Here is a 22816-nt window from a genome sequence, read left to right as displayed (position 1 = left end):
CCCCTTTTGCGCCTAAAGCATCGCGGGCACGACCTGATCCGGTGGGCGATGACCATCTTCAAAAGTCTTGATGTTGATAATCACCTTCTCGCCCATCTCGACCCGTCCTTCCAACGTCGCCGAGCCCATATGCGGCAGCAGCACCACGTTGGGCAATTGCCGCAGACGCGGGTTCACATCCGTACCGTGTTCATAGACATCCAGCCCCGCCCCTGCGATCTCGCCCGAGCGGATCATCCGGGTCAGCGCATTCTCGTCCACCACCTCTCCGCGTGAGGTGTTAACGATCACCGCCGAGGGTTTCATCAGCTTCAATCGCCGCGCATTCATCAAATGGAAGGTCGACGGGGTCGAGGGACAGTTGATCGAAATAACGTCCATCCGCGCCACCATCTGGTCCAGACTTTCCCAATAGGTCGCTTCCAGTTCCTGCTCGACCTCGGGGCGCAGGCGGCGACGGTTATGGTAATGCACCTGCATTCCGAAGGCGCTGGCGCGCCGGGCCACGGCCTGTCCGATCCGGCCCATACCCAGAATGCCCAGACGTCGCCCGCCGACCCGACCACCCAGCAGAGCCGTGGGCGCCCAGCCTTCCCAGTCGCCCTTTTGCATCACGCCCAATCCCTCGGGGATACGGCGCGTCACGGCCAGGATCAGCGCCATGGTCATGTCCGCCGTGTCGTCGGTCAACACACCGGGTGTGTTCGACACCAGAATACCCCTCTGGCGGGCGGTTGCCACGTCGATATTGTCGACCCCGGCGCCATAGTTTGCAATCAGGCGCAGCTTGTCGCCCGCCTGACCCAGAATACCGCCGTCGATGGTGTCGGTGATGGTCGGCACCAGCACATCGGCCTCTTTCACCGCCGCAACCAGCTGTTCGCGGGTCATTGGCGTATCATCGTCGCGCAGGCGCACGTCGAACAGCTCACTCAACCGGGTTTCCACTGCCTCGGGCAACCGTCGCGTAACGACAACACTCAGACGTTCTCTTGGCACCTCAGCTCTCCTACCGCTTTGCAATCAGTCGCGCGCCATGGCATCGTGGCGCAGGATGACACGGGGCACAAGAACCCCTAGGGCATAGGCTCGACCTTTTTTCGAAACACGATCGACAGGCAAAAAGAGCAGGCAGGCAGTGAGTGCGCGTATTTTAGTGAATTACCGTGTGGTGGCGGTGCTTACCGCATTGCTGATCGCGTTTGCCGCAGCCACCGCATCCGCGCAGGACAGGCGCGGCCCGGTGACCAACCTGCCGCTTCCGCGCTATGTCTCGATGAAAGCGGCCGAGGGCAATGTTCGCCGCGGCCCGTCCCTGACCCATCGAATCGACTGGGTGTTCAAGCGGCGCGGCATGCCGCTGCAGATCACCGCCGAATACGGCAACTGGCGGAAGGTGCAGGACCGTGACGGTGCCGGTGGATGGGTCCATTACGCGCTGCTGTCGGGCGTCCGCACGGTGCTGATTGAATCGGATATGTTGCCCGTCTATGCAACGCCGGATCCCAACGCGCAGATCAACGCACATTTCGAGACCGGAGTGGTGGCGCGTCTGGGCACCTGCACCCCCGACTGGTGCCGAATCTCTGCAGGCGGTTATCGCGGCTGGACCCTCAAGACCAACCTCTGGGGCGTCGACGCCGCTGAGGTTCGGGAATAGCTATTCCCCTGCCCCGCTGTCGCCCCGCTGCGCCAGTTCCTGATCCAACAGCAGAAGGTTCCAGCGATCCTCACCGGCTGCCTTTGCCTTGTCGAGGATCGTCGAGAACAAATCCTCTTCCTCGATCTGCTCGGCCAGGAACCAGTTCAGCATGTTCTGCGTGCTGTATTCCTTCTCGGAATGTGCCAGTTCAAACAAAGCATTGATCTGCCCGGTCACCGTCTGTTCCTGCGACAAGGCCTGTTCCAGCACATCGACCGCAGATTCATACTCGGTTTGCGGCTTCGCAATCCCATCCAGATGAATCCGCGCACCGCGTTTGGCGACAAAATCGAAGATACGCATTGCATGGGTTTCCTCTTCGGCCGAATGACCCCGAAACCAACTGGCAAAGCCCGGCAAATCCTGCGCCTCGAAATATGCCGACATCGCCAAATAGGTGTAAGAGGCGTGCAATTCGTTGTTGATCTGCTTGTTCAGTGCCTCGGCAACTTTTGGATTCAGCTTCATCACATATCTCCTGATAGCTGGACAGCGTATGAGACCATTATATTACCCTGCAAGGCTGCGCTCAATCTGATACTTATATTTTCCTTTAATAACAGAATTTTGCGCGCATTTCGACGCACATGACTTTCACTCGCAACTACAGATAGAACCGCGCCCCGAATACAACCCGAACGGATCAGCCTCACGTACAAACCATCCCTGTGAAGCTGAGCGTTCAAAGACAGATATTCCACTCTACAGCCCGTTCGTATCCGTTGCGGACGCCATTCAAAGCAAATTCGATCTTGATGTCATTTTTGTCCAAAAAAGCCCTTGAACCCGGAAACCAACAGTCGTAGATAGCCGCTCACTGTTGGGGTGTAGCCAAGTGGTAAGGCAGCGGTTTTTGGTACCGTGTATCGTAGGTTCGAATCCTACCACCCCAGCCACTTTTCCATGAATAGTCGAATAAATAGAAACAGCCGCACGCTCATGTTGGACAATGCGTTCAACCGACCGAGGCCGTGGCTCAATCCGTTATACATGAATGCAAGAGCGGGAGGGGTTGAACCGCAAGCTCCTTTCATTGACGATCACCGCTGCCTCAACATCGATCCGGCATTCTAGCGCTGAACAAGGACCGAGCAGGTGGCGCGGCGGGCGACGCGTGATGCGGTTGATCCGAGTGCATAGCCCTGAGCCCCCGGGCTGTGGGACCCCACGATGATCATGTCGACATCGTTTTTCCTGGCGAACTCGGCAACCTGTACGCCCGGCTTTCCAGACCCGACTTCGGTCCGGATATCGGGTGCGCCAGCAGCGGCCTTGTCCAGCGCCGCTTTGACGCGGTCCGTCAGGTGGTTGGCCTCTTTGATGGTCACGAATTCGTTGATGAACCCCGGAATACTTTCGAGCACAGTGATCAGGGTGATCCTGCCACCCTCACCCAAAAGACGGCGGGCGGTTGCAATCTTTCGATCAACCAATCCCTCATGGTCCAGCGCCACAGGTATCAAAATATGCTTGTACACATTGCTCTCCTTTTCTGAGCTGTGCTTCGTCGGATGATCTGCCTGGAATTTCTATCTATTTGGACCTCTTCGAAATCAGCCGTTCGGGTGCAGGATGGTTTTCGGGGCGGCAATCTGACCGGAGCGAATGGCCTGAAACACCTCGCGCCCCTCAGAAAGCGGGCGCTTTTCGACCCAGTTCAGATCTCCGAGGCGGCCATCAAAAATTGCCTGCGCGGTGTCGTGAAAATCCTGCAAGGTGTAGGTATATGTACCGATGAAGGTGATCTCTTGCAGCGTGATGCGGCGGACATCCAGTCCCCCCGTATCTTCGCCCAATCCGATGTGGGCAATCACACCGCCGGGTTTCACCTGCTGAGACGCAGCCGCTCGTGTCGCCGCAAAGCCAACCGCGTCAACCACCAGAGGCACCGCTTCGCTGAATTGGTCCAGCGCTGTCACGCCGCAGTATTCATTCAGATAAGCGCGGCGTGAAGCGTTGGGTTCCACAACCGTAACATCGTCACACCCCATTGCCCTGAGCGCCAGAGCAGCCGCCAACCCGATGGCCCCGCCGCCCAGTATCAGGGCGCGGCGCTCATCTGATGGGTGCAAGGCCGCAAGACCAAGGCGCGCCGCGTGCCAACTGACGGCCAAAGGTTCAGCGAGCGCCGCCTTGTCCATGGATACGCCATCCGGGATCGTGATGAGGTTCTCACCTGGAATCGAGACGAATTGCGCAAACGCGCCCTCACGCGGTGGCATTGAAATGATCTGCCGTTGTGGGCAGAGGTTCTCACGCCCGGATGTGCAAGCCGCACATTTTCCGCAATTCACCAGCGGGTTGATGGTCACCCGTTCCCCGTCGCGGGCACCGCCTACAACGACGCCCGCCGCTTCATGCCCAAGGATCAACGGGGCAGGACGCCGGTTGTCGTGCCCCAGATAAGCATGCATGTCAGAGCCGCAAATTCCCACAGATTGCACCTGAATCAGATGCTCGTTCAGATCGGGAACCGGGTCTGGGACGTCCCGGTAGGAAATGACCTCGGGCCCATCGTAGACAAGCGCTTTCATTTCGCGGTGAACCCCCCATCCAGCATCAGAACCTGCCCGGTGACATATCTTGAAGCCTCCGAGCACAGAAATAGCAACGGACCGTTAAGGTCTTGTGGCTCGCCATTGCGGCCGATGCAGGTCTGCGCAGCATTCCGCGCGGCACGGTCGCCGTCCGCAAAGACCGCCTCGGTTAGCTCCGTATGAAAGAAGCCGGGAGCAATTGCGTTGGTGTTGATGCCCGATGCGGACCAGGCCTGCGCCATGGCGCGAGTCAGCTGTGCCACGCCGCCTTTGCTGGCACCGTAAGCGATACCGCCCGGGAACGCCCGGAAGGATTGCAGCGATGCGAAATTGACGATACGCCCCCACCCCTTGTTCTGCATATGCGGCACCATTGTCTGACTGAGGAAAAACGGGGCCGAAAGGTTCACGGCCAGCGTGGCGTCCCAGCCTTCCGCCGTCACTTCATCCGCTGCTTCCCGTGTATTGAGCCCCGCCGCGTGCACGATGATATCCGGGGGGCCGAAGGGTTCCCGGATACGGTCGGCAAGATCGCTCAGACCTTCGCGGTCGGCAACATCGCCCGGCACGCCAGCCCGCTGCCCATCCGCCCCCGCGCACCACGCTTGCAGCGCATCGGCACGGCGCGCGACGGCCACAACCGAGGCACCGGCCTGTGCCAGCACCTCAGCCGCATGCCGACCCAGACCAGAGCTGGCACCCGTGACGCAGGCGACACGCCCCTTCACGCTGAAGGGATCGGGTTGATGCGGTTCAGCCATCTGCGGACAAGTCAAAGCTTTCGTCGGGGAAGTACTTCTTCAACCGGATATCAGCGGTTCGGGCATGGCCTTCCATCCCCTCTAGCCGTGCAATACGCGCGGTCGCTTCGGCGACCGGTTTCGCCCCTTCGCGGGTTGCCCGTTGCCAGGTGACGATTTTCATATACTTGTGGACGCTCAGACCGCCCGTATAGCTGGCCGCCCCCGACGTCGGCAGAACGTGATTGGTACCCGAGGCTTTGTCGCCAAAGGCCACCGTGGTCTCTTCACCCAGAAAGAGAGAGCCATAGCAGGACAAGCGGCTCAGCCACCAATCCAGATCCTCGGCCTGCACCGTCAGATGTTCTGGCGCGTAATCGTCCGAACACGCGGCCATCTCCTCGCGATCTGCACACACGATCACCTCGGCATAATCGCGCCATGCCGCGGTGGCATTTTCGCGGTTCACCTGAGGCAATTCGTCAATCAGCAGCGGCACCAAACGCATGACCTCTTCGGCCAGAGACTGACTGTCCGTGACCAGCCAAACCGGCGAGTTATACCCGTGCTCGGCCTGTCCGACGAGATCGGTTGCGACGATCATCGGGTCGGCGGCACCATCAGCCAGGATCAGACTGTCGGTCGGCCCGGCTATCATGTCGATACCGACGCGGCCAAACAGCATACGCTTGGCCTCGGCCACGAACTGGTTGCCCGGCCCCACTAGGATGTTTGCCTTGGGCAGGCCGAACAGACCAAACGTCATCGCAGCAACGCCCTGCACACCGCCCATGGCAAGGATTTTGTCCGCACCACAGACATGCGCTGCATAGATGATCGCGGGTGCGATCCCGACATCCGGGCGCGGCGGTGAACAGGCGATGATGTTCTTGCAGCCCGCGACCTTGGCGGTGGTCACGGTCATGATCGCGCTGGCAATATGGCTATACCGGCCACCCGGCACGTAACACCCCGCAGCGGCCACGGGTATCGCCTTTTGTCCTGCGATCAATCCCGGCACTACCTCGGTCTCGAAATCCGCCACTGTGCTCAGCTGCGCTTTGGCGAATTTCTTCACATTTGCATGTGCGAACTCGATGTCCCTGCGCAGCTTCGCCGGCACCTGATCAGCTGCAGCGGCGATCGTCTCGGGCGACAACAGGATTTCCCCCTCGTACTTGTCGAATTTGCGGGCATATTCCAGAGCTTTGGCATCACCTCCCGCCTCGATGTCATCCAGAATTTCGCGGACGATTTTTTTAGTCTCAGAGGCATCGCTTTTGGACGTAAGCGTTGCTTTCTTAAGATAGAGTCTCGGCATTTGGTCTTACCTATTTATAGATGTCTGGCAGAAGAATTGTTGAGATTGTCGGGACGTAGGCGATGAACAGGGTCACGATCAGCATGAACAGTACAAATGGAATGGCCCGGTAAGCAATCCGCAAGATCGACTCGCCCGTTATCCCCGCGACAACGAAAAGGTTGAGCCCGAGAGGTGGCGTGATGAACCCCACACCAAGCGCGGTGATCATCATGATACAGAACTGGATCTCGTTCATCCCGATATCATCCGCCAAAGGCTTCAGGATGGGGGCAAGGATCACGATGTTCGGGGTCGTCTCCATCACACAGCCCGCTGCGATCAGGATGCAAACCATCATCAGGATCAGAACCAGCGGATCATCGCTGACCGAGGTAGCCGCCGCGACAAAGCCTTGCGGCACGCCAATGATGGCAAGCGCCTCGGCCAGCGGGGCCGAGAAGGCGATAATCGGCAGGATCACCCCGTTCACCTTGGCAGAGCTGACCAGCATCGCCGGAAAATCGCTGAGCTTGAGCGTGCGCAGGAAGAACCCCATGATGATCGTTACGACCACTGCGGTGGCGCCCGCCTCGGTGGGTGTCAGGCGGCCCGAGAAGATGCCATAAAAGATGATCCCGGGGACAAGAAACGCATACCAGCCAGATTTCAGCGCCGTACCAAGCCGCGAGAAATACTCGGGCATCGAGATATTGCCGCCCCCTTCCCAGCCGTAAAGCCGGTTCATGATCACGTTGGTTGCCAGGATCGACAACAGGATGGCGATACCGGGGATCAGCGCGGCCAGAAACAGCGTCGATGCCGAAATGCCCAACACAAGGCCAATAATGATATAGGCGATCGAGGGGGGGATCAGGATGCCGGTACAGGCCCCAGCCGCGACCAACGCACAGGCATAGGGACGCGGATAACCGGATTCGACCAGACGGTCGATTGTCATGCGGCCAACAGCGGCAGCCCCTGCCGCGTCAGACCCCGAGATCGCCGCGAACATACCGCAGACCAGCACTGTGGCCGAGCCGAAGCCGCCCTTGGCAAACTGGGTCAAAGCCTCGGCCACATCCAGGAATTTTCGACTGAGCCCGGTTCTGACCAGCACATCCCCGGTCAGGATGAACAGAGGCACAGCCGTCAGCGCGAAAAAGTCGATGCCCGAGAACAGTTTCTCGCCCACAAGGCTGAGCGGCAGCGCGCCGGACCACAGCAACATCAGGATGGCGGATGCGCCGATAGAGGCCCAGACCGGAACGGCCAGCGCGACGAGGACAACAAAGAGAATGACCGGTCCGTAAAAATCCCAACCAAGGATGACCGATTGATCCAGCTGATTCCAAAGCATAGTGTCGCCCCTCAGTCGAACAACTTGTCGCCTTCGTAGACGGGGCGGCCCGCTCGAAGGTCCGCGATATCGCGGATGATGGATTGAATGAGGCGCAGCAGCACCAGAGCGAAACCAATGGGAACCGCCATCAGAAACCAGACCCGGCTGATGCGCAGGCCGTCGGTCACGGACCCGAACTTTGCGGAAACATGAACCGTTTCATACGCATAGATCAGCGCGACAAGCGACACCGCGACCATCACGAAATCACCGAAGAGATAGAGCAGAGCTTTGATCCGGGGACCGACGTAATGCATGATCACGTCAATACGGATATGCCCGCGTTCCCGAACCGCGGCTGCGCACCCGATCCAGGCCAGATAGATGAAAGAATAACGAACGATCTCTTCGCCCCAGATGGACGAGTAGGACAGCACTTCGCGACGCAGCACCTCAACGAACATCGTGACGACGAGCATGGTGTAGAAGACCAATAACGCCCATCGCTCGGCATTCTGGTTCAGTTTTTGAAGAACGTGCTGCATAGGCAACTCCTTTGCATCGCAGGGCGACGCATCCGATTGCGCGGTCGGCTGAAAGTGTTTTGGGTCGGAAAGAGACGACGCCTTCGCGGCGCCTCTTTCCGGCTGATATTACGCGTCATGCACGTAGTAGCGCCCTCTGGTGCCTGCGGCTTCTTCAAGCTTGGCAAAATTGTCCATCGAACCGGCCAGCTCAACCTTGAACTCATCCCATTCGGAGCGCTGGAAACCGCCAGCTTCCTGCCATTCACCAAGCTGATCGTCGTTCAGCGAGTGGAACTCCACACCAGCCTTGACCAGTTCGGCCATCGCATAGGCGCGCGCCGACGGCACTTTGGCCAGGTTCTGATGCGATGTGAGTTCACCGGCGAATTCAATGCCGTCCTGAACATCGCTCGGTAACGCGTTAAACCACTCCAGGTTCATCGAATACACCTGGCTGTCCGGAACGGCCTGGGTGAAGGTGACATGGCTGAGGATATCCTTGAAGCCAAAGACAAACAGCGCCCCGACCGACGGATCCAGTGCATCTGCGACACCCTGCTTGATCGCCGACGGCGTCTCGCCCCAGGCGACCGGAGTCGGGTTGGCCCCCACCATCCGATAATACTGCTGCAGCATTTTCGAGCCAGGCACCCGGAACTTGATACCTGCCATATCTGCAGGCGTGATCACGGCGTTCCCACCTTTGCGTACAGCGACAACACGGGGGTCAATGTTGACGTAGAACAAGGCTTTGAAACCGGCGGCTTCAATCTTTGGGTGCACCTCGGACTTCCAGGCGTCCGACGTCACCAGATTGGTGAAGCGCTGGTTCGAACCGCAGAAGTAAGGCATGTTGATCAGGTCAGCCGCGCTGGCAAAGGGCGCGAAGTTCGACAGCGAATGCTGCGCGCACTGAATCGTTCCCGCCTGAACCGCCTGAACCAGAGCACCACCCGCACCCAACTGGCCACCCGGCGCGAGCTTTACATAGACCTTGCCGTTCGTCGCGTTCTGGATGTTTTCCTTCAGATCAAGCTGCATGATCGGATAGCTGCGCGACGCCCCAAGAACATAAGCGGTCGCCAGTGTCATGGTGTGCTCTGCCGCAGCTTCACGCTCGCGCTCTTCCTTGGCGGTCTGGGCCGAGGCCTCGGATGACCACAGCATCCCTCCCGCACCCGCAACCATGGCTGCGGTGAACGCGCCGGTGCTGGTAAGCTTCAAGAAATTGCGCCGCTCCTCCGAGGCGAGCTCACGTTTATCACGGTTCATGATTTCCTCCCTAAGAATCATTCTTGTTTTCTTGGTTTTTGGCGGCCGCTTCGCGTTGAAGCGTCACGACGACAAACGCCAGCGAAGCGCACAGCAGGATAAGCATTTCACCAACATCCCCCATGAACTGAGAGCGCCCGAAGGCGCCAAGAGCGACATTTGCAGTGAAAACGCCAAACAAGGCTATTGATGCGACCAAGAACAAAGTTGCCTCCCCAACCCTGATTCTCGATGAATGTAAGCGCTTACATTTCTTATTGCAAGCGCTTACATTCACATGAAGACCTCTGTTGTTTTGCCGCCTGACACGTATTATTGGGTCACGAATTGGAAATTTTCGGGCATATTGCCGTATGGCTGACGCTAACAGACAGCAGAGTTTCGCAGACAAGCCGGTGTCTTCACCGACATTGAAAGACGTAGCTCAACTGGCAAATGTGTCCACGGCGACGGTGTCCCGCTGCCTCAACACCCCGACACAGGTTTCGCAGACAACCCGTGAAAAGGTGCTGAGCGCGGTTAAAACTCTGGGCTATGCACCCAATTTCGGGGCGCAGGCGCTGGCGGCCAAACGCACGAATACTTTCGGTGCGATTATTCCGACCATGGAAAATGCCATCTTCGCCCGGGGTTTACAGGCCTTTCAGGAAGAGCTTGGTCGCCACGGGGTAACACTGCTTGTCGCCAGTTCCTCCTACAGCCCCGAACTGGAAGACGAGCAGATACGCGCGCTGGTCGCACGCGGCGCGGATGCGTTGCTGTTGATCGGTCATGATCGAACGCCGCAAACCTATGCCTTTCTCGAACAGCGCCAGATCCCCTATGTCGTCGCGTGGACCTATAACGAGGCTGAGAACCGCCCGTCGATTGGGTTCGACAACCGCAAAGCCATGGCAAAACTGGCTGAGCACGTCCTGAACCTGGGCCACAGCTCGATCGCGCTGGTTACGGCACCGCGTTCCGGCAATGACCGGGCTCGTGAAAGGTTCGAGGGCGTGCGCGACGCGATGATCCGTCACGGATTGGACCCGGATGATCTGGCCGTGGTGGAAACGCATTACTCCATCGGCAACGGCGCGGATGCTTTCGCCGAGCTCATGTCCCGCAAATCGCGCCCCACAGCCGTTCTTTGTGGCAACGATGTCCTTGCGGCAGGAGCTATATCAATGGCCCGGACACTGGGCATCGACGTACCCGGAGAAGTCTCGATCACAGGCTTCGACGACATCGAAGTCGCCGAAATCGTTTCCCCGAGTTTGACAACCGTTCATGTGCCTCACAGGACTATGGGGCGCGGTGCAGCTTCCTTACTGGTCGATCTGCGCAACGGAGATGACCGGGTCGCTAGGATTGAACTGGACGCCCATATCAAACTGCGGGACTCGCTGGGCCCTGTCTGACTTTGGGCGTTGCTTCGGACAACGCCAGCATCAGACAACCTTTGGCGATCAAGCATCGGTGCAAGACGCCCGTTATCCCATCGGTTGCGCAGCAGTCATCGACATCCAACTCCGGGCGCAGTTCACCCTTCCTCAAGCACGTTATGTCGCGACATGGGAAACATCCTTGTCCGGCGAGTAGATGTCCAGAATATTCCAATGTCCGGTCGTCGGCGTCGGGTTGTTGATCATTGGCACGTCCAGAACGGTTGGTTTGCCGCTGGCAATGGCTGCCTCCAATGCGGGCAACAGTTCGTCAGCCGCGCTGAGTCTGTGTCCTTCCGCCCCATAGGCGCGCGCAATATCGGCATATCCCGGTCCGTTCGCGGGCGCTTCGGCTGATCCCGGAAAGGTTGTTCCATAAGTCAGACCGTAATGTGCCTTTTGAAGGCCGGCGATGGTGCCAAAGGCGTTGTTGTTCATCACCAGCCAGATGATGCCCAGATCAAGCTCGACCGCCGTTGCCAGCATTGACGGGTTCTGACCGAAACCACCATCGCCAACCAGACTGAGGACGACGCGATCAGGTGCCGCCAGTTTTGCGCCCAGCGCGCCCGGAGGGCCGAAACCCATCGTCGCAAACCCGCCCGGTGTCAGGATCGAACCGGGCGTCAGAATATCGAACTGCTGTCCGACGCCGTTCTTGTTCCAACCAACATCCGTAGTGATGATGGCATCCTCCGGCAACGCTTTGCGGGTGTCTGCCAGAATGCGTTCGGGCATCATCGGAAAGGCGGACGAGGTCGCCATGTCTTCGTTGCGCGCTTTGAAGCCGGTCCGGAAGTCAGCAATCTTCTGTTCCAACGCAGGGCGTTTGAAGCCTTCCGGATACATCTCGCGGGCTACCCGGTTGAGAACACGCAGCGCGGCTTTGGCGTCGGCGACCACCCCGATCTCGGTGGGATAGTTCCGGCCAATCTCCTGCGGTTCGATGTCGATGTGAATGACCTTGGACCCGGGAATGTTGAACGTGTATCCGGGATACCAGCTGGAACAATCGGCCTCTTTGAAACGGGTGCCGACGGCAAAGATGTAGTCCGCATTCAGGCAGGACTGATTCACCAGTTCAGTGCCCCAAAACCCGGTCATGCCCAGCACAAGCGGATGATCGTCCCGCAGGGCGCCTTTGCCCATCAGGGAATGCGCGACTGGCAGGCCCATATGTTCAACGAACGCGCGCAATTCCTCGCTGGCTTGCGCCAGAAGTATGCCCCCGCCGACATAAGCAACCGGGTTTTCGGCCTTCGCCAGCGCCTCAATAATTTCGCGCGCGGTTTCATCGTCAATCGACGGCTTCTTGAGCGCGCGGGTATTGTCAAGAATACGGTCGAAGCTGTCCGAGGGGATCACTTCGGAAAAGATATCCATCGGCACATTGACCAACACCGGCCCGGGTTGCCCGCTTTCGGCCAGATGAAACGCCTTTTCCAGAATCTCGGCCATCAGGTCTGCCCGATCTACGCGCCAGGCGCGTTTCACGAAGGGTCGATAAATCTCCCACTGGGCGGCGTCCGCGTGCAGGTTCACTTCCTGATGCGGATGCTTGCCATAGTAATGCGTGGGAATGTCGCCCGCGATCACCACCATGGGGATACAATCCAACGCGGCATTGGCGACCCCGGTGGCGCAGTTTGTCAAACCTGGGGAGAGGTGGGACAACACCACCGAGGCCTTACCGGTCACGCGGGCATACGCGTCTGCCGCGTGGCTGGCGATTTGCTCGTGACGGACGGTTACGAAATCAATCGGGCTTTCAGCCAATGCGGCTAAAACTGCGATGTTCGTGTGTCCACAAAGGCCGAACACATGCTTGACCTCACGGCGTTCGAGGAAGTCGACGATGTGTTCTGCAACGGTTTTGCCTTCAAGTTTTGTCCCGTCCATCACGCGACCTCCTGTCCGTAGAACTCACCGAACAGGTCCGGCTCCGAGGGGCGATCCTCGGGGATCGGACGGCTGACCCAGGTGTAGTTCATCATATGTTTCATGGTGACGTTTTCATTGGTGATGTTGCCGCCCCAGATGCCGCAACCCAGGCTGCTGGTCATAGGCATGCCATTGGTCCAGGCACCTGCGTTTGCCTTAGACTGAGGCTGCCGCACCATCATGCGGCTGACCGGAGCCAGACGCGCCAACCGATCAATGTGATCGTCATTGTGGCTGTAGATGCCGCAGGAATGGCCTTTGCCACCAGTGTTGTAGATCTGCCTGACCGTTTCCAGCGCATCATCGAACGTGTCGAAGTGATACAGCGCCATCAGTGTGGTCAGTTTTTCCTTGGAGAACTTGTGCTGCGGTCCGATTTGCCCCTGATTTTCAACCATCAGAAACTTGCGATCTTCGGGGATCGAGAACCCGGCGACCTTGGCCGTTTGCTGAGGCGGACAAGCGATGGTCGGGAAAGTACGGTTGCCTTTGTCGTCCCACATGGCCGCTTCGAGCATCGACTTCTCTTCTTCAGAACACAGGTATCCGCCTTCGGCCTCAAGCGCCTTGACCATATCGTCGTAGACCGAGCGCTGGATGATGATGTTGCCGTCAGCCGAACAGCCAGACCCGAAGTCCGACGTCTTTGAAATACGCGTATTCTGCGCGGCGATATCCAGATCGGCGGTCTCATCGATGACGATGGACGAATTGCCCGCGCCGACACCATAGGCCGGGCGCCCAGAACTGTAGGCCGCTTTGACCATCGGCTTGCCACCCGTTGCCAGAGTCAGGTCACAAATCTCCATGAGGTGCTGTGTTAACGGGATCGATGGTTTGCGGATCGACTGGAATAGGTCTTCAGGTGCGCCCGCTGCTCGACAGGCCGCGCGCATGACCTCGACCATCTCAAAGGTGGTATGGGCGGTTCGCGGGTGCGGACTGAAGATGACCGCATTCCGGGCGTTCGCAGCCGAAACACCGGTCACTGGTGGCGTCATCGCCGGGTTGGTCATGGGGATCAGAGACGCAATCACACCGGCAGGTTTGGCATATTTAACCAGGCCCTTTTCTTCGTCGACTTCGACGATACCGGTCGATGGCGTGCGCAGGACATCACGCAGCACCATGTGAATCTTGAACCGTTTCGCAGGACGCCCTTCGCGATCTCCGATACCGCTTTCGTCCACGCCTTGCTGGGCAAGCCGGGTGAAGGTTTTCTCGTTCCCTGCATACCACGCAATGGCCTGAGACAGGCGGTCCAGCCTGTCCTGATCCCAATCCTCGATCTCGGCCATGGCAGCGCGGGCGCGTGCCAGCATATCGGCCGCCATGTTGCGGTCGTTTTCAGTGAGCTCTTTGCCCATGATGATCCTCTTGGTGTTTTGGAATTGCTGTATCGGGCATACGACGCTGTGACCGCGCCGCGCCGAATGTTCGCTTGGCGTGGCTGAGACAGCGACGCGCATGTTCTTCGTATCCCAACTCGGCAACGCGGCTTTGGTTGGGCAGTTCAATGGAATAATCGACGGGCGGCATCCGTTCGATGATGCCAGTGAAATCGATCCAGCCTTCGCCGGGATAGAGCCGCGCATCACGCGCCAATTGGATCATGCCCTCACGCGTATCGGCGATGCCGGGCAGGCAGTCAGAGATATGCAGGAAGTGAAACAGGTCCGAGGGAACGTGCAAGAGCTCCCCCAGATCAACACGGCTGAGGTGCAGATAAAGCGTATCGACCAGAATACCGCCGTTTGGCTGATCAGAGGCACGGACAATATCCAGCGCCTCATCCAGAGTGCGCAGGCGGGAAAAGCTTGGGAATTCCAGATCGACCGTCAGCCCATAGGGCGCGGCCAGTTCGCAGGTCTCAGAATAGACGTCGATCAGAAAGTCACGATCATCGCGGGTGTTGGTCCACGCGCTCATGATCATACGCTTTGCGCCCAGTTCTCCGCCGATCTCCAACGATCGCTCAAAACTGCGCGGATCGACATCTTCGGTGATGCGCGCAATCTCAACATCGAGGACTTTCAAGCCAGTCGTAGAAAGAGCCGTTTTGGTGGCATGCACCTGTGCCTTGTCGATCGGGGATTGGGTGAATTCGCCGGGCACATGCATCGGAATGAACCGGGGGCTGACGGCATCGTAACCGGCCCGCGCGGCGATATAGACCAGCTCGGGCGGTGTACAGCCAATCAGCGTCAGATGCGCCAAGGAGTAAAGAGAGGGGCTTGTGCCAGCCTCTTCAGGTTTCACCATAAACGACAGCTCCACGTGTCTGCGAATCTAAAATTCATCACACGTAGTAAAAAATATCTGATATTTTTTAAAATATCAACTTTTAATGCTGGGCAGGAATTGGAAACGCCCGAGCGATGGCCCGGGCGCGTTTAACCTTTGTGTTGGCAGAGCTTTAGATCGCGACCCAGTCGCCTCCGGACTGATGCGAGCGCACAGAGGCATCTATGAATCGGACGCCGTCTGAACCTTGACCGACGCTGGGGTAAGTAAGCCAATCGGCCGGAACTGTAACGCCATCTCGGCGTGCAGCCACTGCCATGGCAAATTCCGTATAGAGATTGGCCCAGGCTTCGATAATCCCTTCGGGGAAGCCGCGCGCAGTACGGATCAGACGTTCCGCGCCGGGGCCGATGCCATGCCCGTGACCTCGGCTTATGATACGATCCGGCTCACCGAACCGATTGAACTTCAGACGTTCCGAATTCTCCAGGTCCCACTCGAGGCCTCCTTCGCTGCCGAAGATCCGCAACCGCAATCCACCCCGATTTCCCGGGGCAAGGCGTGTCGCCATCAGGGTTCCCGGAACCTTGTTTTGATATCGGGTGAACATGAACACTGTGTCTTCCAAAGGCTTTGGCGCGCCGCAGACATGGAACTCGGCCCTCAGATCGGTCATGGGCAGGCCCGAGACAAAACTTGCAAGATGCGCGGCATGAGTGCCGATATCACCGACACAACTGGTCGGGCCAGAAATCTTTGGGTCCAGCCGCCACTTTACATGAGGCGCATCGGCCACATCTTCGGGCGTCATCCAGTCTTGCATGAACTCGACGTGGATTTGGTTGATTTTACCGATGCCGCCTTCCGCCACGATTTGCTTAGCCTGCCGGATCACTGGAAAACATGACATCGCATAACCGACAGCAAAGACCTGCCCCGTGCGCGCGGTGATCTCCTCAAGCCCCTCGGCCTCAGTAACCTCATTGGTCAGAGGCTTGTCGCACAGCACGTCAATGCCCGCCTCGAGAAACGCATTGGCCGCGTCGAAATGAACGTGGTTCGGGGTGGTGATCATCACGGCATCTACGCCATCCGACCGCGCCGCCTCGGCCTGTGCCATCTCTTCGAACGACGCATAGCACCGATCAGCCGGTAGGAACCACTCGGCCCCGCGCGCCTTGCTGCGCTCGGCATCTGAACTGAGCGCGCCTGCAGCGACCTCCCAACGATCGGTCATCCGTGCAGCCGTTGCTTGCGTGACCGAGATCCGTCCACCGCCAACAACGCCCAGCCGCAAGCGGCGAGACAGCCAAGGGAAAGGTCCGTCGAAATTCAGGTCGTTGGGTAGAAGCTTCTCAGCCATTCTGAACCTCCATTCCGGGTACCCACGCGCCTTCGGGCAGTATTTCGACAGCCATGAAAATGCTGGGGGTAATCGTCTCGTATTGATGCCAGGGATAGTTGCCTTCGTCGTCATACATCGGCTTGTGCGTCGTGCCCGGCGCCATGAATTCTTCGAGATACAGGGTCTCAACATCCCGTTCGCGGCATTGCTGCATTTTGCCAAAGCCAACGATCTGCGTATGCACTTCGCGGAACCCCGGCACCGGGCAGAACGGATGATCCTTGTGCAATCCGACATTCAGCGGAACCGAACCGGAATGGTACATGGTCAGCCCAACGTTACCGACAAAGACCTTCGGCGACATGTAATGGCTGACACCGCGCAAGCGTTCTTCTTGCCGGACATCAAAAGCAGAAGGCCAAGTAGCTTTCGCCCTTGCGAAAAGCGCGTCGTCATCACCGTGGGCGTCAAAGTCGCGAATTATCACCGCGCGCTCCACGTTGTTCAAAACACTGGCTTGTACAATCACAGATGAAAGCGGCGCGACGGATTGATCCTCGACGGTGAAATCCCGTTCACCGAGGTTTAGAACGATGGCGCGCCCTTCGACCGACAGGTTATCTTCGCCCGTGACATGCTGCACACAAAAGAACGGTTGAGCGAAATCCAATGTTTCAACCGGCATGGGCCAGCTCCTTCATCTGATCATTCAAGAAATTGAACGGCAGAGGATCTGGAGCCTCACAGCTGCTTTCTATTGTCTGATACGCCCCGAATTTTGGTGCCCGTTCAATCGCGTCCATGACCTCGAACACGTGGTAGGCCAGCGCGCCACTTGCACGGGGTTGGCGTCCTTCTTGCGCCGCCAAGGCGAGATCCAACAGACCGAGACCGCGGCTGTCTTCATTGAACCCATGTTTGTTTTCGACCACCTGCCAGTCTTCGCGACCCGTCGGACGGGGTTGATAAGACCAACGCGAGGTATCCCGCGTTTTTAGCCAGACATCGCCTTGAAAGATGTTGGCACCATGAACCGGGTCAGGGTCAGGGATGCTGATGGTTCCGTCTTCGCCATAGATCTCGAACCGGGGCGTTTCACTGTCCCAGACGTCGAAACTCATGGTCATCGAGCCAATGGCACCGGATGAGAACTGCAACAGGCTCAGGGAATGCGTGTCGACCTCGACATTCATCCATTCACCGTTGCGTGGACCGTTTTCGATCATCCGCTTGCCAAAGGTCCGCCGCGCCATTCCGGCGACACGGTCAACGGGCCCAAGACAACAAATCATGGCGGTCAGATAGTAAGGTCCAAGGTCCAGCAAAGGGCCACCACCGGCCTTGTAGTAAAAATCCGGATTGGGGTGATGACGTTCCGTGCCGTGTGTTCCGACATGGGCAAATACCCCTGTTGGTTTGCCGATGGCGCCTTCATCAATCAAACGCCGAACGGTCTGCCAACGACCGCCCAGAAAGGTGTCGGGCGCGCAACCGACCAACAGCCCCTTTTCAGTGGCCATGTGCAGGATCGCCTTTCCATCCGTTCGATTCATGACCAGCGGCTTTTCGGAATAGACATGTTTGCCCGCCTCCAACGCGCGCAAACTGATTTCCGCATGCGCCGCCGGAATTGTCAGATTCAGAACGCAGTCAATCGTCGGATCAGCGAACACCTCATCCGGCGTGCAGGCCTTGGCGATGCCATATTGATCCGCCTTGACGCGGCTTTCCGAAGGATCGAGGCTTGAACATGCCGCAACCTCGACGTTCGAAAATTTTGATAGTGTTTTTAGATAGATATCGCTGATACGACCACAGCCGATAAGGCCGACCCGGAAGGATTTCGATGTCTCACGTGTCATCATTCCTGTCTTCGTAAAGGGGTAGGTATTTCGGGGGCATGGGCCCTTTATTGCGACCACCCTGCCCCATCTGCTCCCAGGCGTGGGCGAGTATCCCGACCGAGCGAGACAGACAGAACAACCCTCGCGACAAGGGCGCAGGGAAGCCGAGTTCACAGAAGATCACGGCTGTCGCGCCGTCGATATTCATGGCAATCGGCCGACCGCCGCGTTGGCGGCCAAGCTCGGCCTGAACCTCTTCGCCGATTTCCGCAAAGCGACCGGAAACGGTGCCTTCATTCGCGGCGTCGCGCACAAGCTGCATCAATCGGGGCGCGCGGGGGTCCACGGGTTTGTGAAACCTGTGCCCAAAGCCCGATACGATCTTGCCATAGATCTCGCGCCAGGCGTCCAGTCCACTTTGAACGGCGTCATTCAGCGATGCCCCAGCATCCATGCGGGCCGCAATATCATAGTAAAGCTCGGCACATTGCTCCCCTGCCCCACCGTGCACATCGCCCAGCATGTTCACCGCCGTCGCCATTGCGTTATTGAGACCAACCCCGCATGTAGCCGCCATACGCGCAGCCGCAATCGAAGGGGCCTGTGGGCCGTGATCTACACCTGCGACCAGAGCAGCCTCGAACAGACCCGCCTGTGCATCGCTGGGCAGATCGCCCCGCACCATCAGCCAGATCATCTGGGGAAAGGATACGTTCCCGATCAGGTCCTCGATGGGATGGCCGCGAAACGCGATATGGCCGGGTTTCATATCGATGATGGAAGTCCGCCACCATTGGCGCACGGCATTTTCATCGCTTGTCATCATGTTTGCACCTCTGTCACCGTCTGGGTTTTGCTTTGCGCGGCAAGGCGAATGGGTGCGTTACGCGCGCCATAACCGGCATAGCCCATACGGCGTTCAACAATTTCGAAGAAGAAGCCGTTGAAGATGGGTTGGCTGTAGATCTGAAAATACTCCGCATCCGCTGCTTGGTCGTAGAGAATGTTGCCTCTGCGCAGTCGCGCGATCATCTCGTCACCCAATCCGAACGTCGCTTGCAAATCAGCGTAGTAGTTTTCCGGAATAGACAGGCTGGGAAAACCTGATTTGAGCAACTGAGCTGAGGTTTCAAAAATATCGTCCGTCTGGAAGGCGATGTGTTGAACCCCCGCCCCGAAGCCATCTTCAAGGAATGACGCCGCCAGTGTTCGGCGCCCAACGGCCCCGTTCAGGTTCAGGCGCACTTCGCCTTCTGGGCTTTCAATGGCCTGACTTTGCACGACACCCGACGGGTCTGCGACGTTGACGATGGGCGACTTCGCCATCTCAAATGTCGAGATGTAATAGAGCAGCCAGCTTTGCATCTCTTCGTGGCGCATCGTCTGGGCCAGATGGTCGATACGGCGCAGACCGGCGGGCTGGGTTGCTTTGGTTTTGGCAACCGGCTCGAACTCGATATCCCAGACCCGATGCAGGTCGGATTTTTCATCGATGAAATGAACGACATTGCCGCCGACGCCGCGGATGGCTGGAATATCCAGTTCCCCGCTCCCCACCGGCTGCGAGAAATCCGGCGCGCCCAACGCGGTCGCGCGTTGAACCGTCTGATCCGCGTCTTTCACACGCAACCCCATGTCGCACACAGAGGGACCGTGACCCAGAAACGCCGAGTGGGCAAAACCTTCCTTTTCGGTGTTCACAACAATGTTTATCGCGCCCTGCCGCCACAACTCGACGGACTTGCTCACATGCTTTCGCTCCATTCGAAAACACATCGCCGACAGCATGTCCGCCAGTTGCGCGCCGCTTGTTTCGTCGGCAGTGAATTCGACGAATTCAAAGCCTGACGCGTAGACGCGTTCCGGCAGGTTCGGGATGCCGAAATCCGTGGCAGGCTCGGTCCGTGACACCTCATCCAGAAGGTTGACCAGCGACCTGTAGCTGTCTCGGGCCAGTGTTCGACCACCGGGTTGCGGCGCCGCTTCATTGACACGTGCAATGGACCATGGCCCTTTGTACCCCGCGCGGGCCAACACACGCACGAAGCCCGCAAGGTTCAGCGACCCGAGCCCGGGCAACAACCCAAAGTGCCGTTTGAGCCTGCGAATATCCATCTCTAGTCGGGGTGCATCGGACAGTTGCACATGGAACAGCCGCTCTCCGGGAATGTCCCGCAGACCGGCGGGTTTCGAGCCGTCCGCAAGTGAGAAGAACGAGTTCAATGCTAACCCGAAATGAGGGCTGTCAATCGCCTCAACGATGCGCAGCGCCTGAGCGTCCGAGTGGACGAGATTGGACCACGGCAGGCCCAAATAGGCCAGACGCAACCCCATCTGTTTGGCGATCCCGGTCGCCTCGCTGAGGTCGGCGATCACTTGATCTTCGGTGGCCGCAGGATCAACCTCGAACGCGGAGCCGACCAGCAGCATATCCGTGCCCAACGCGCTCATCAGATCGAGTTTGCGTTTCAACCGATCAAAGGCGCGCTGCCGGTCACTGCCGGACTGGCCCTCGAGATTATGGAAAGGTTGCAGCAGGCAGATCTTTAGACCGAGGTCCGATGCAATATCGCGGATTTGCGATGGCGGCCCGTCAAAGGCCGTCAAATCCGGTTCATGCAGCTCGACGCCATCAAATCCGGCCCCGGCGATGGCATCCAGTTTTTCAGCCAGATCGCCGGGTATGGAAGTTGTCGAAACCGACAGGCACATTAGCCCTGATACCCGAACATACGCGGCAGCCACAGGACCAGGTCGGGCATCAGCATCATGATGACCAAGGCAAAGATGAGCACCGCCAGGAAGGCCCAGATTTCCGAGATGATTTCACGCAGCGGAATGTCCGTCACGGCGTTGATCACAAAGAGCAGAATACCATAAGGCGGTGTGATCAGGCCGATCATCGAGTTCACAACGACCAGCACCCCGAAATGCACCAGGTCAATGCCAAGCGCTTCGCAGGTTGGAATGAACAGGGGCACGATCACCAGGATGATCGTCGTTGCGTCCAATACGCATCCCAGCGCAAGGATCAGCAGGTTCACGAGGATCAGGAAGACGATGGGACTTACATCCGAACCCTCCAGCAATGCCGAGATCGACTGAGGGATTTGCTCCTGAATGACGATGAAGTTCAGAATGAACGCGCCGCCAATGACCACCCCGACAGCGGCAGACGACCGGGCGCTGTCGACGAAGACCTGATAAAGGCCACGGAAGGTCAGCGCGCGGTAGAACAACGCTGCCAGCAGCAGAGCGTAGAATGCAGCAACCGCGGCGGCCTCGGTCGGCGTGGTGACGCCACCGTAGATGCCATAAAGCAGGATCGCGGGCATCAGCAGTGCAGGAAACGCATTGGCGGTTTTGGCTGGCAACTCGCGCAGCGGAACAGGTTCTTCCAATGCAAAGTTCCGCTTTCCGGCCAGATAATAGTTCATCGCCATCAGGACGACGCCCATGATCAGGCCAGGCAGAATGCCAGCAAGGAACAGCGACCCGATAGACGCCTTCGAGACCAGCGCATACAGAACCATCGGGATCGACGGCGGAATGATCGGGCCAATCGTCGCCGATGCCGCGGTGATCGCAGCAGCATAACCTCGGCTGTAACGGCCATCCTTGGTCATCATCTCGATGATGATCTTGCCGATCCCTGCCGCATCCGCGACGGCAGAGCCGGACATTCCGGAAAATATCAGCGACGCGACCACGTTGACGTGCCCAAGGCCGCCCTTGAATCGCCCGACAGCAGCAACGCAAAAGTTCAGCAGGCGGTCGGTGATCGAACCCGCGTTCATGATGTTGGCGGCGACGATGAACAAAGGCACGGCAAGCAGGATCGTGCTTTTGTAGAAGCCTTGCAGGATTTTCTCACCCGCCAGCGCGACGTCCAGACCCGCCGTGCCGAGATACATCAACGAGGCCAGCAGAATGGAATAGCCGATAGGTGTCCCGATGCCTGCCAGAACAAAGAGTGTGAGCAGGCAGGAAAGAAGTTCAAAACTCATTTGTCAGCTTCCTCGTCGTCTTCCACGTCGACACGGGGATGATCGTCGACCACGTTGTACCCCACGACCAGTTCAAGCTCGGTCTTTGGTGGGCCGTTGCGCAGGATGTCAAAGAACAGCCACCCATAGCGCGCGGCGACAACCAGCATGAAGACCGCATAGATTGAGAACACAGTGCGCAGCGGAACCTTCTCGCCCGAGAACGGGTTGCGCACGGTCGCGGTTTTGCGGATTTTCATCCAGTCGATGTAGTCCCACGTCGGCAGGAAACTGTAGAGCATCCCGACCACAATCGCTGCGGCGGCCAGCATCGCAAAGACCTGACGCACACGCATAGGGACCGAAAGATAGATAATGTCGAACTTCACATGATCCCGCTCGCGCACGATAAAGGCGCAGCTGAAGAAGATCACCCAGACCCAGAGGATGCCGATCAGCTCAAGCGTCCAACCGGCGGGGGTGAAGAAGTAGCGCAAGAGAATTTGCAGAAGAAAGATCAGGAAGATTGCCGCCAGCATCCCGCCGGCAATCGCTTCGGTCAGTCGGGAGAACCCCTTTAGAAAGCCTTTCATTGTGGTTCTCCCTCCCTTG

Annotated in this window: 22 protein-coding genes and 1 tRNA gene; 3 read left to right on the top strand and 20 right to left on the bottom strand. The window is 58.3% G+C overall.

All coding sequences use genetic code 11. The features are described 5' to 3' along the window. Nucleotides 1-12: 12 nt before the first annotated feature. Complete coding sequence (locus ACR0K9_RS14150; RefSeq protein WP_480535620.1) at nt 13-999, bottom strand: 2-hydroxyacid dehydrogenase; 987 nt, start codon at nt 997-999, stop codon at nt 13-15. Nucleotides 1000-1177: 178 nt separating this feature from the next. On the opposite strand from ACR0K9_RS14150, the gene ACR0K9_RS14145 reads away from it, so the two are divergent. Beyond that, a complete protein-coding gene (locus tag ACR0K9_RS14145) occupies nt 1178-1660 on the top strand; it encodes an SH3 domain-containing protein (RefSeq protein WP_480824199.1) in 483 nt (160 codons plus the stop codon). Here the strand turns inward: ACR0K9_RS14145 and ACR0K9_RS14140 are convergent, their stop codons facing one another. Then, nucleotides 1661-2170, bottom strand: a complete 510-nt coding sequence (locus tag ACR0K9_RS14140) for a ferritin (protein WP_480824075.1) — start codon at nt 2168-2170, stop codon at nt 1661-1663. It abuts the gene before it with no gap. A gap of 353 nt (nt 2171-2523) precedes the next feature. Between ACR0K9_RS14140 and ACR0K9_RS14135 the strand changes: the two genes are divergently transcribed. Further along, nucleotides 2524-2598, top strand: a tRNA-Gln gene (locus ACR0K9_RS14135). 174 nt (nt 2599-2772) lie between these two features. On the opposite strand, the gene ACR0K9_RS14130 is transcribed toward ACR0K9_RS14135, so the two are convergent. The 8 genes from ACR0K9_RS14130 to ACR0K9_RS14095 all read right to left on the bottom strand — a co-directional run bounded on the left by ACR0K9_RS14130 (nt 2773) and on the right by ACR0K9_RS14095 (nt 9625). Beyond that, nucleotides 2773-3180 carry a universal stress protein gene (locus ACR0K9_RS14130; protein WP_480824073.1) on the bottom strand — a complete coding sequence of 136 codons (408 nt, stop codon included), beginning with the start codon at nt 3178-3180 and terminating at the stop codon, nt 2773-2775. Nucleotides 3181-3255: 75 nt separating this feature from the next. Beyond that, nucleotides 3256-4236 (bottom strand): zinc-dependent alcohol dehydrogenase, encoded by a 981-nt coding sequence (locus ACR0K9_RS14125; protein ID WP_480824071.1) that lies wholly within the window; start codon nt 4234-4236, stop codon nt 3256-3258. After that, complete coding sequence (locus ACR0K9_RS14120) at nt 4233-5000, bottom strand: SDR family NAD(P)-dependent oxidoreductase (protein WP_480535598.1); 768 nt, start codon at nt 4998-5000, stop codon at nt 4233-4235. The genes ACR0K9_RS14125 and ACR0K9_RS14120 overlap by 4 nt, the downstream gene beginning before the upstream one ends. Then, entirely contained in the window at nt 4993-6300 is a 1308-nt protein-coding gene (gene hisD / locus ACR0K9_RS14115) for a histidinol dehydrogenase (protein ID WP_480535597.1), read from the bottom strand. Before hisD ends, ACR0K9_RS14120 begins: the two co-directional genes overlap by 8 nt. Before the next feature lie 10 nt (nt 6301-6310). Further along, complete coding sequence (locus ACR0K9_RS14110; RefSeq protein WP_480535596.1) at nt 6311-7639, bottom strand: TRAP transporter large permease; 1329 nt, start codon at nt 7637-7639, stop codon at nt 6311-6313. Between the two features lie 11 nt (nt 7640-7650). Further along, nucleotides 7651-8166: a TRAP transporter small permease gene (locus tag ACR0K9_RS14105; protein ID WP_480824069.1), complete on the bottom strand. Its 516-nt coding sequence runs from the start codon at nt 8164-8166 to the stop codon at nt 7651-7653. Nucleotides 8167-8274: 108 nt separating this feature from the next. After that, nucleotides 8275-9420, bottom strand: coding sequence for a TRAP transporter substrate-binding protein (locus tag ACR0K9_RS14100; RefSeq protein ID WP_480535593.1), 1146 nt, complete (start codon nt 9418-9420; stop codon nt 8275-8277). A 10-nt stretch (nt 9421-9430) separates the two neighbouring features. Then, nucleotides 9431-9625 (bottom strand): hypothetical protein, encoded by a 195-nt coding sequence (locus tag ACR0K9_RS14095; protein WP_480824067.1) that lies wholly within the window; start codon nt 9623-9625, stop codon nt 9431-9433. 148 nt (nt 9626-9773) lie between these two features. On the opposite strand from ACR0K9_RS14095, the gene ACR0K9_RS14090 reads away from it, so the two are divergent. Beyond that, nucleotides 9774-10820, top strand: a complete 1047-nt coding sequence (locus ACR0K9_RS14090) for a LacI family DNA-binding transcriptional regulator (RefSeq protein WP_480824065.1) — start codon at nt 9774-9776, stop codon at nt 10818-10820. A gap of 141 nt (nt 10821-10961) precedes the next feature. Here the strand turns inward: ACR0K9_RS14090 and ACR0K9_RS14085 are convergent, their stop codons facing one another. The 10 genes from ACR0K9_RS14085 to ACR0K9_RS14040 form a co-directional block, all read right to left on the bottom strand. Continuing rightward, complete coding sequence (locus tag ACR0K9_RS14085; RefSeq protein ID WP_480824063.1) at nt 10962-12743, bottom strand: thiamine pyrophosphate-binding protein; 1782 nt, start codon at nt 12741-12743, stop codon at nt 10962-10964. Beyond that, entirely contained in the window at nt 12743-14152 is a 1410-nt protein-coding gene (locus ACR0K9_RS14080; protein ID WP_480824061.1) for an aldehyde dehydrogenase family protein, read from the bottom strand. Before ACR0K9_RS14080 ends, ACR0K9_RS14085 begins: the two co-directional genes overlap by 1 nt. Continuing rightward, entirely contained in the window at nt 14133-15047 is a 915-nt protein-coding gene (locus tag ACR0K9_RS14075; protein ID WP_480824059.1) for a sugar phosphate isomerase/epimerase family protein, read from the bottom strand. The genes ACR0K9_RS14080 and ACR0K9_RS14075 overlap by 20 nt, the downstream gene beginning before the upstream one ends. A 154-nt stretch (nt 15048-15201) precedes the next feature. Continuing rightward, the gene (locus ACR0K9_RS14070) at nt 15202-16392 is read right to left on the bottom strand and encodes a Gfo/Idh/MocA family protein (protein WP_480824057.1); all 1191 of its coding nucleotides are present in this window, start codon (nt 16390-16392) and stop codon (nt 15202-15204) included. Then, nucleotides 16385-17059 (bottom strand): hypothetical protein, encoded by a 675-nt coding sequence (locus ACR0K9_RS14065; protein ID WP_480824055.1) that lies wholly within the window; start codon nt 17057-17059, stop codon nt 16385-16387. Before ACR0K9_RS14065 ends, ACR0K9_RS14070 begins: the two co-directional genes overlap by 8 nt. Further along, a complete protein-coding gene (locus ACR0K9_RS14060) occupies nt 17049-18236 on the bottom strand; it encodes a Gfo/Idh/MocA family protein (RefSeq protein WP_480824053.1) in 1188 nt (395 codons plus the stop codon). The genes ACR0K9_RS14065 and ACR0K9_RS14060 overlap by 11 nt, the downstream gene beginning before the upstream one ends. Further along, complete coding sequence (locus tag ACR0K9_RS14055) at nt 18226-19041, bottom strand: citryl-CoA lyase (protein WP_480824197.1); 816 nt, start codon at nt 19039-19041, stop codon at nt 18226-18228. Before ACR0K9_RS14055 ends, ACR0K9_RS14060 begins: the two co-directional genes overlap by 11 nt. Further along, nucleotides 19041-20930, bottom strand: coding sequence for a bifunctional sugar phosphate isomerase/epimerase/4-hydroxyphenylpyruvate dioxygenase family protein (locus ACR0K9_RS14050; RefSeq protein ID WP_480824051.1), 1890 nt, complete (start codon nt 20928-20930; stop codon nt 19041-19043). The genes ACR0K9_RS14055 and ACR0K9_RS14050 overlap by 1 nt, the downstream gene beginning before the upstream one ends. After that, nucleotides 20930-22225: a TRAP transporter large permease gene (locus ACR0K9_RS14045; RefSeq protein ID WP_480824049.1), complete on the bottom strand. Its 1296-nt coding sequence runs from the start codon at nt 22223-22225 to the stop codon at nt 20930-20932. Before ACR0K9_RS14045 ends, ACR0K9_RS14050 begins: the two co-directional genes overlap by 1 nt. Beyond that, nucleotides 22222-22797: a TRAP transporter small permease gene (locus tag ACR0K9_RS14040; RefSeq protein WP_480535575.1), complete on the bottom strand. Its 576-nt coding sequence runs from the start codon at nt 22795-22797 to the stop codon at nt 22222-22224. Before ACR0K9_RS14040 ends, ACR0K9_RS14045 begins: the two co-directional genes overlap by 4 nt. Nucleotides 22798-22816: the final 19 nt, after the last annotated feature.

The sequence above is a fragment of the Ruegeria sp. L12 genome (assembly GCF_056531745.1).
Note: the sequence above shows the minus strand (reverse complement) of the source record. Positions and strands in the feature narration are given on the sequence as shown.

Coding starts and splice junctions, on each gene's coding strand:
- ACR0K9_RS14140 (WP_480824075.1), bottom strand. CDS start 2,170: ATGAAGCTGAATCCAAAAGTTGCCGAGGCACTGAACAAGCAGATCAAC.
- ACR0K9_RS14125 (WP_480824071.1), bottom strand. CDS start 4,236: ATGAAAGCGCTTGTCTACGATGGGCCCGAGGTCATTTCCTACCGGGAC.
- ACR0K9_RS14120 (WP_480535598.1), bottom strand. CDS start 5,000: ATGGCTGAACCGCATCAACCCGATCCCTTCAGCGTGAAGGGGCGTGTC.
- hisD (WP_480535597.1), bottom strand. CDS start 6,300: ATGCCGAGACTCTATCTTAAGAAAGCAACGCTTACGTCCAAAAGCGAT.
- ACR0K9_RS14110 (WP_480535596.1), bottom strand. CDS start 7,639: ATGCTTTGGAATCAGCTGGATCAATCGGTCATCCTTGGTTGGGATTTT.
- ACR0K9_RS14105 (WP_480824069.1), bottom strand. CDS start 8,166: ATGCAGCACGTTCTTCAAAAACTGAACCAGAATGCCGAGCGATGGGCG.
- ACR0K9_RS14100 (WP_480535593.1), bottom strand. CDS start 9,420: ATGAACCGTGATAAACGTGAGCTCGCCTCGGAGGAGCGGCGCAATTTC.
- ACR0K9_RS14090 (WP_480824065.1), top strand. CDS start 9,774: ATGGCTGACGCTAACAGACAGCAGAGTTTCGCAGACAAGCCGGTGTCT.
- ACR0K9_RS14085 (WP_480824063.1), bottom strand. CDS start 12,743: ATGGACGGGACAAAACTTGAAGGCAAAACCGTTGCAGAACACATCGTC.
- ACR0K9_RS14080 (WP_480824061.1), bottom strand. CDS start 14,152: ATGGGCAAAGAGCTCACTGAAAACGACCGCAACATGGCGGCCGATATG.
- ACR0K9_RS14075 (WP_480824059.1), bottom strand. CDS start 15,047: ATGGTGAAACCTGAAGAGGCTGGCACAAGCCCCTCTCTTTACTCCTTG.
- ACR0K9_RS14070 (WP_480824057.1), bottom strand. CDS start 16,392: ATGGCTGAGAAGCTTCTACCCAACGACCTGAATTTCGACGGACCTTTC.
- ACR0K9_RS14065 (WP_480824055.1), bottom strand. CDS start 17,059: ATGCCGGTTGAAACATTGGATTTCGCTCAACCGTTCTTTTGTGTGCAG.
- ACR0K9_RS14060 (WP_480824053.1), bottom strand. CDS start 18,236: ATGACACGTGAGACATCGAAATCCTTCCGGGTCGGCCTTATCGGCTGT.
- ACR0K9_RS14055 (WP_480824197.1), bottom strand. CDS start 19,041: ATGACAAGCGATGAAAATGCCGTGCGCCAATGGTGGCGGACTTCCATC.
- ACR0K9_RS14050 (WP_480824051.1), bottom strand. CDS start 20,930: ATGTGCCTGTCGGTTTCGACAACTTCCATACCCGGCGATCTGGCTGAA.
- ACR0K9_RS14045 (WP_480824049.1), bottom strand. CDS start 22,225: ATGAGTTTTGAACTTCTTTCCTGCCTGCTCACACTCTTTGTTCTGGCA.
- ACR0K9_RS14040 (WP_480535575.1), bottom strand. CDS start 22,797: ATGAAAGGCTTTCTAAAGGGGTTCTCCCGACTGACCGAAGCGATTGCC.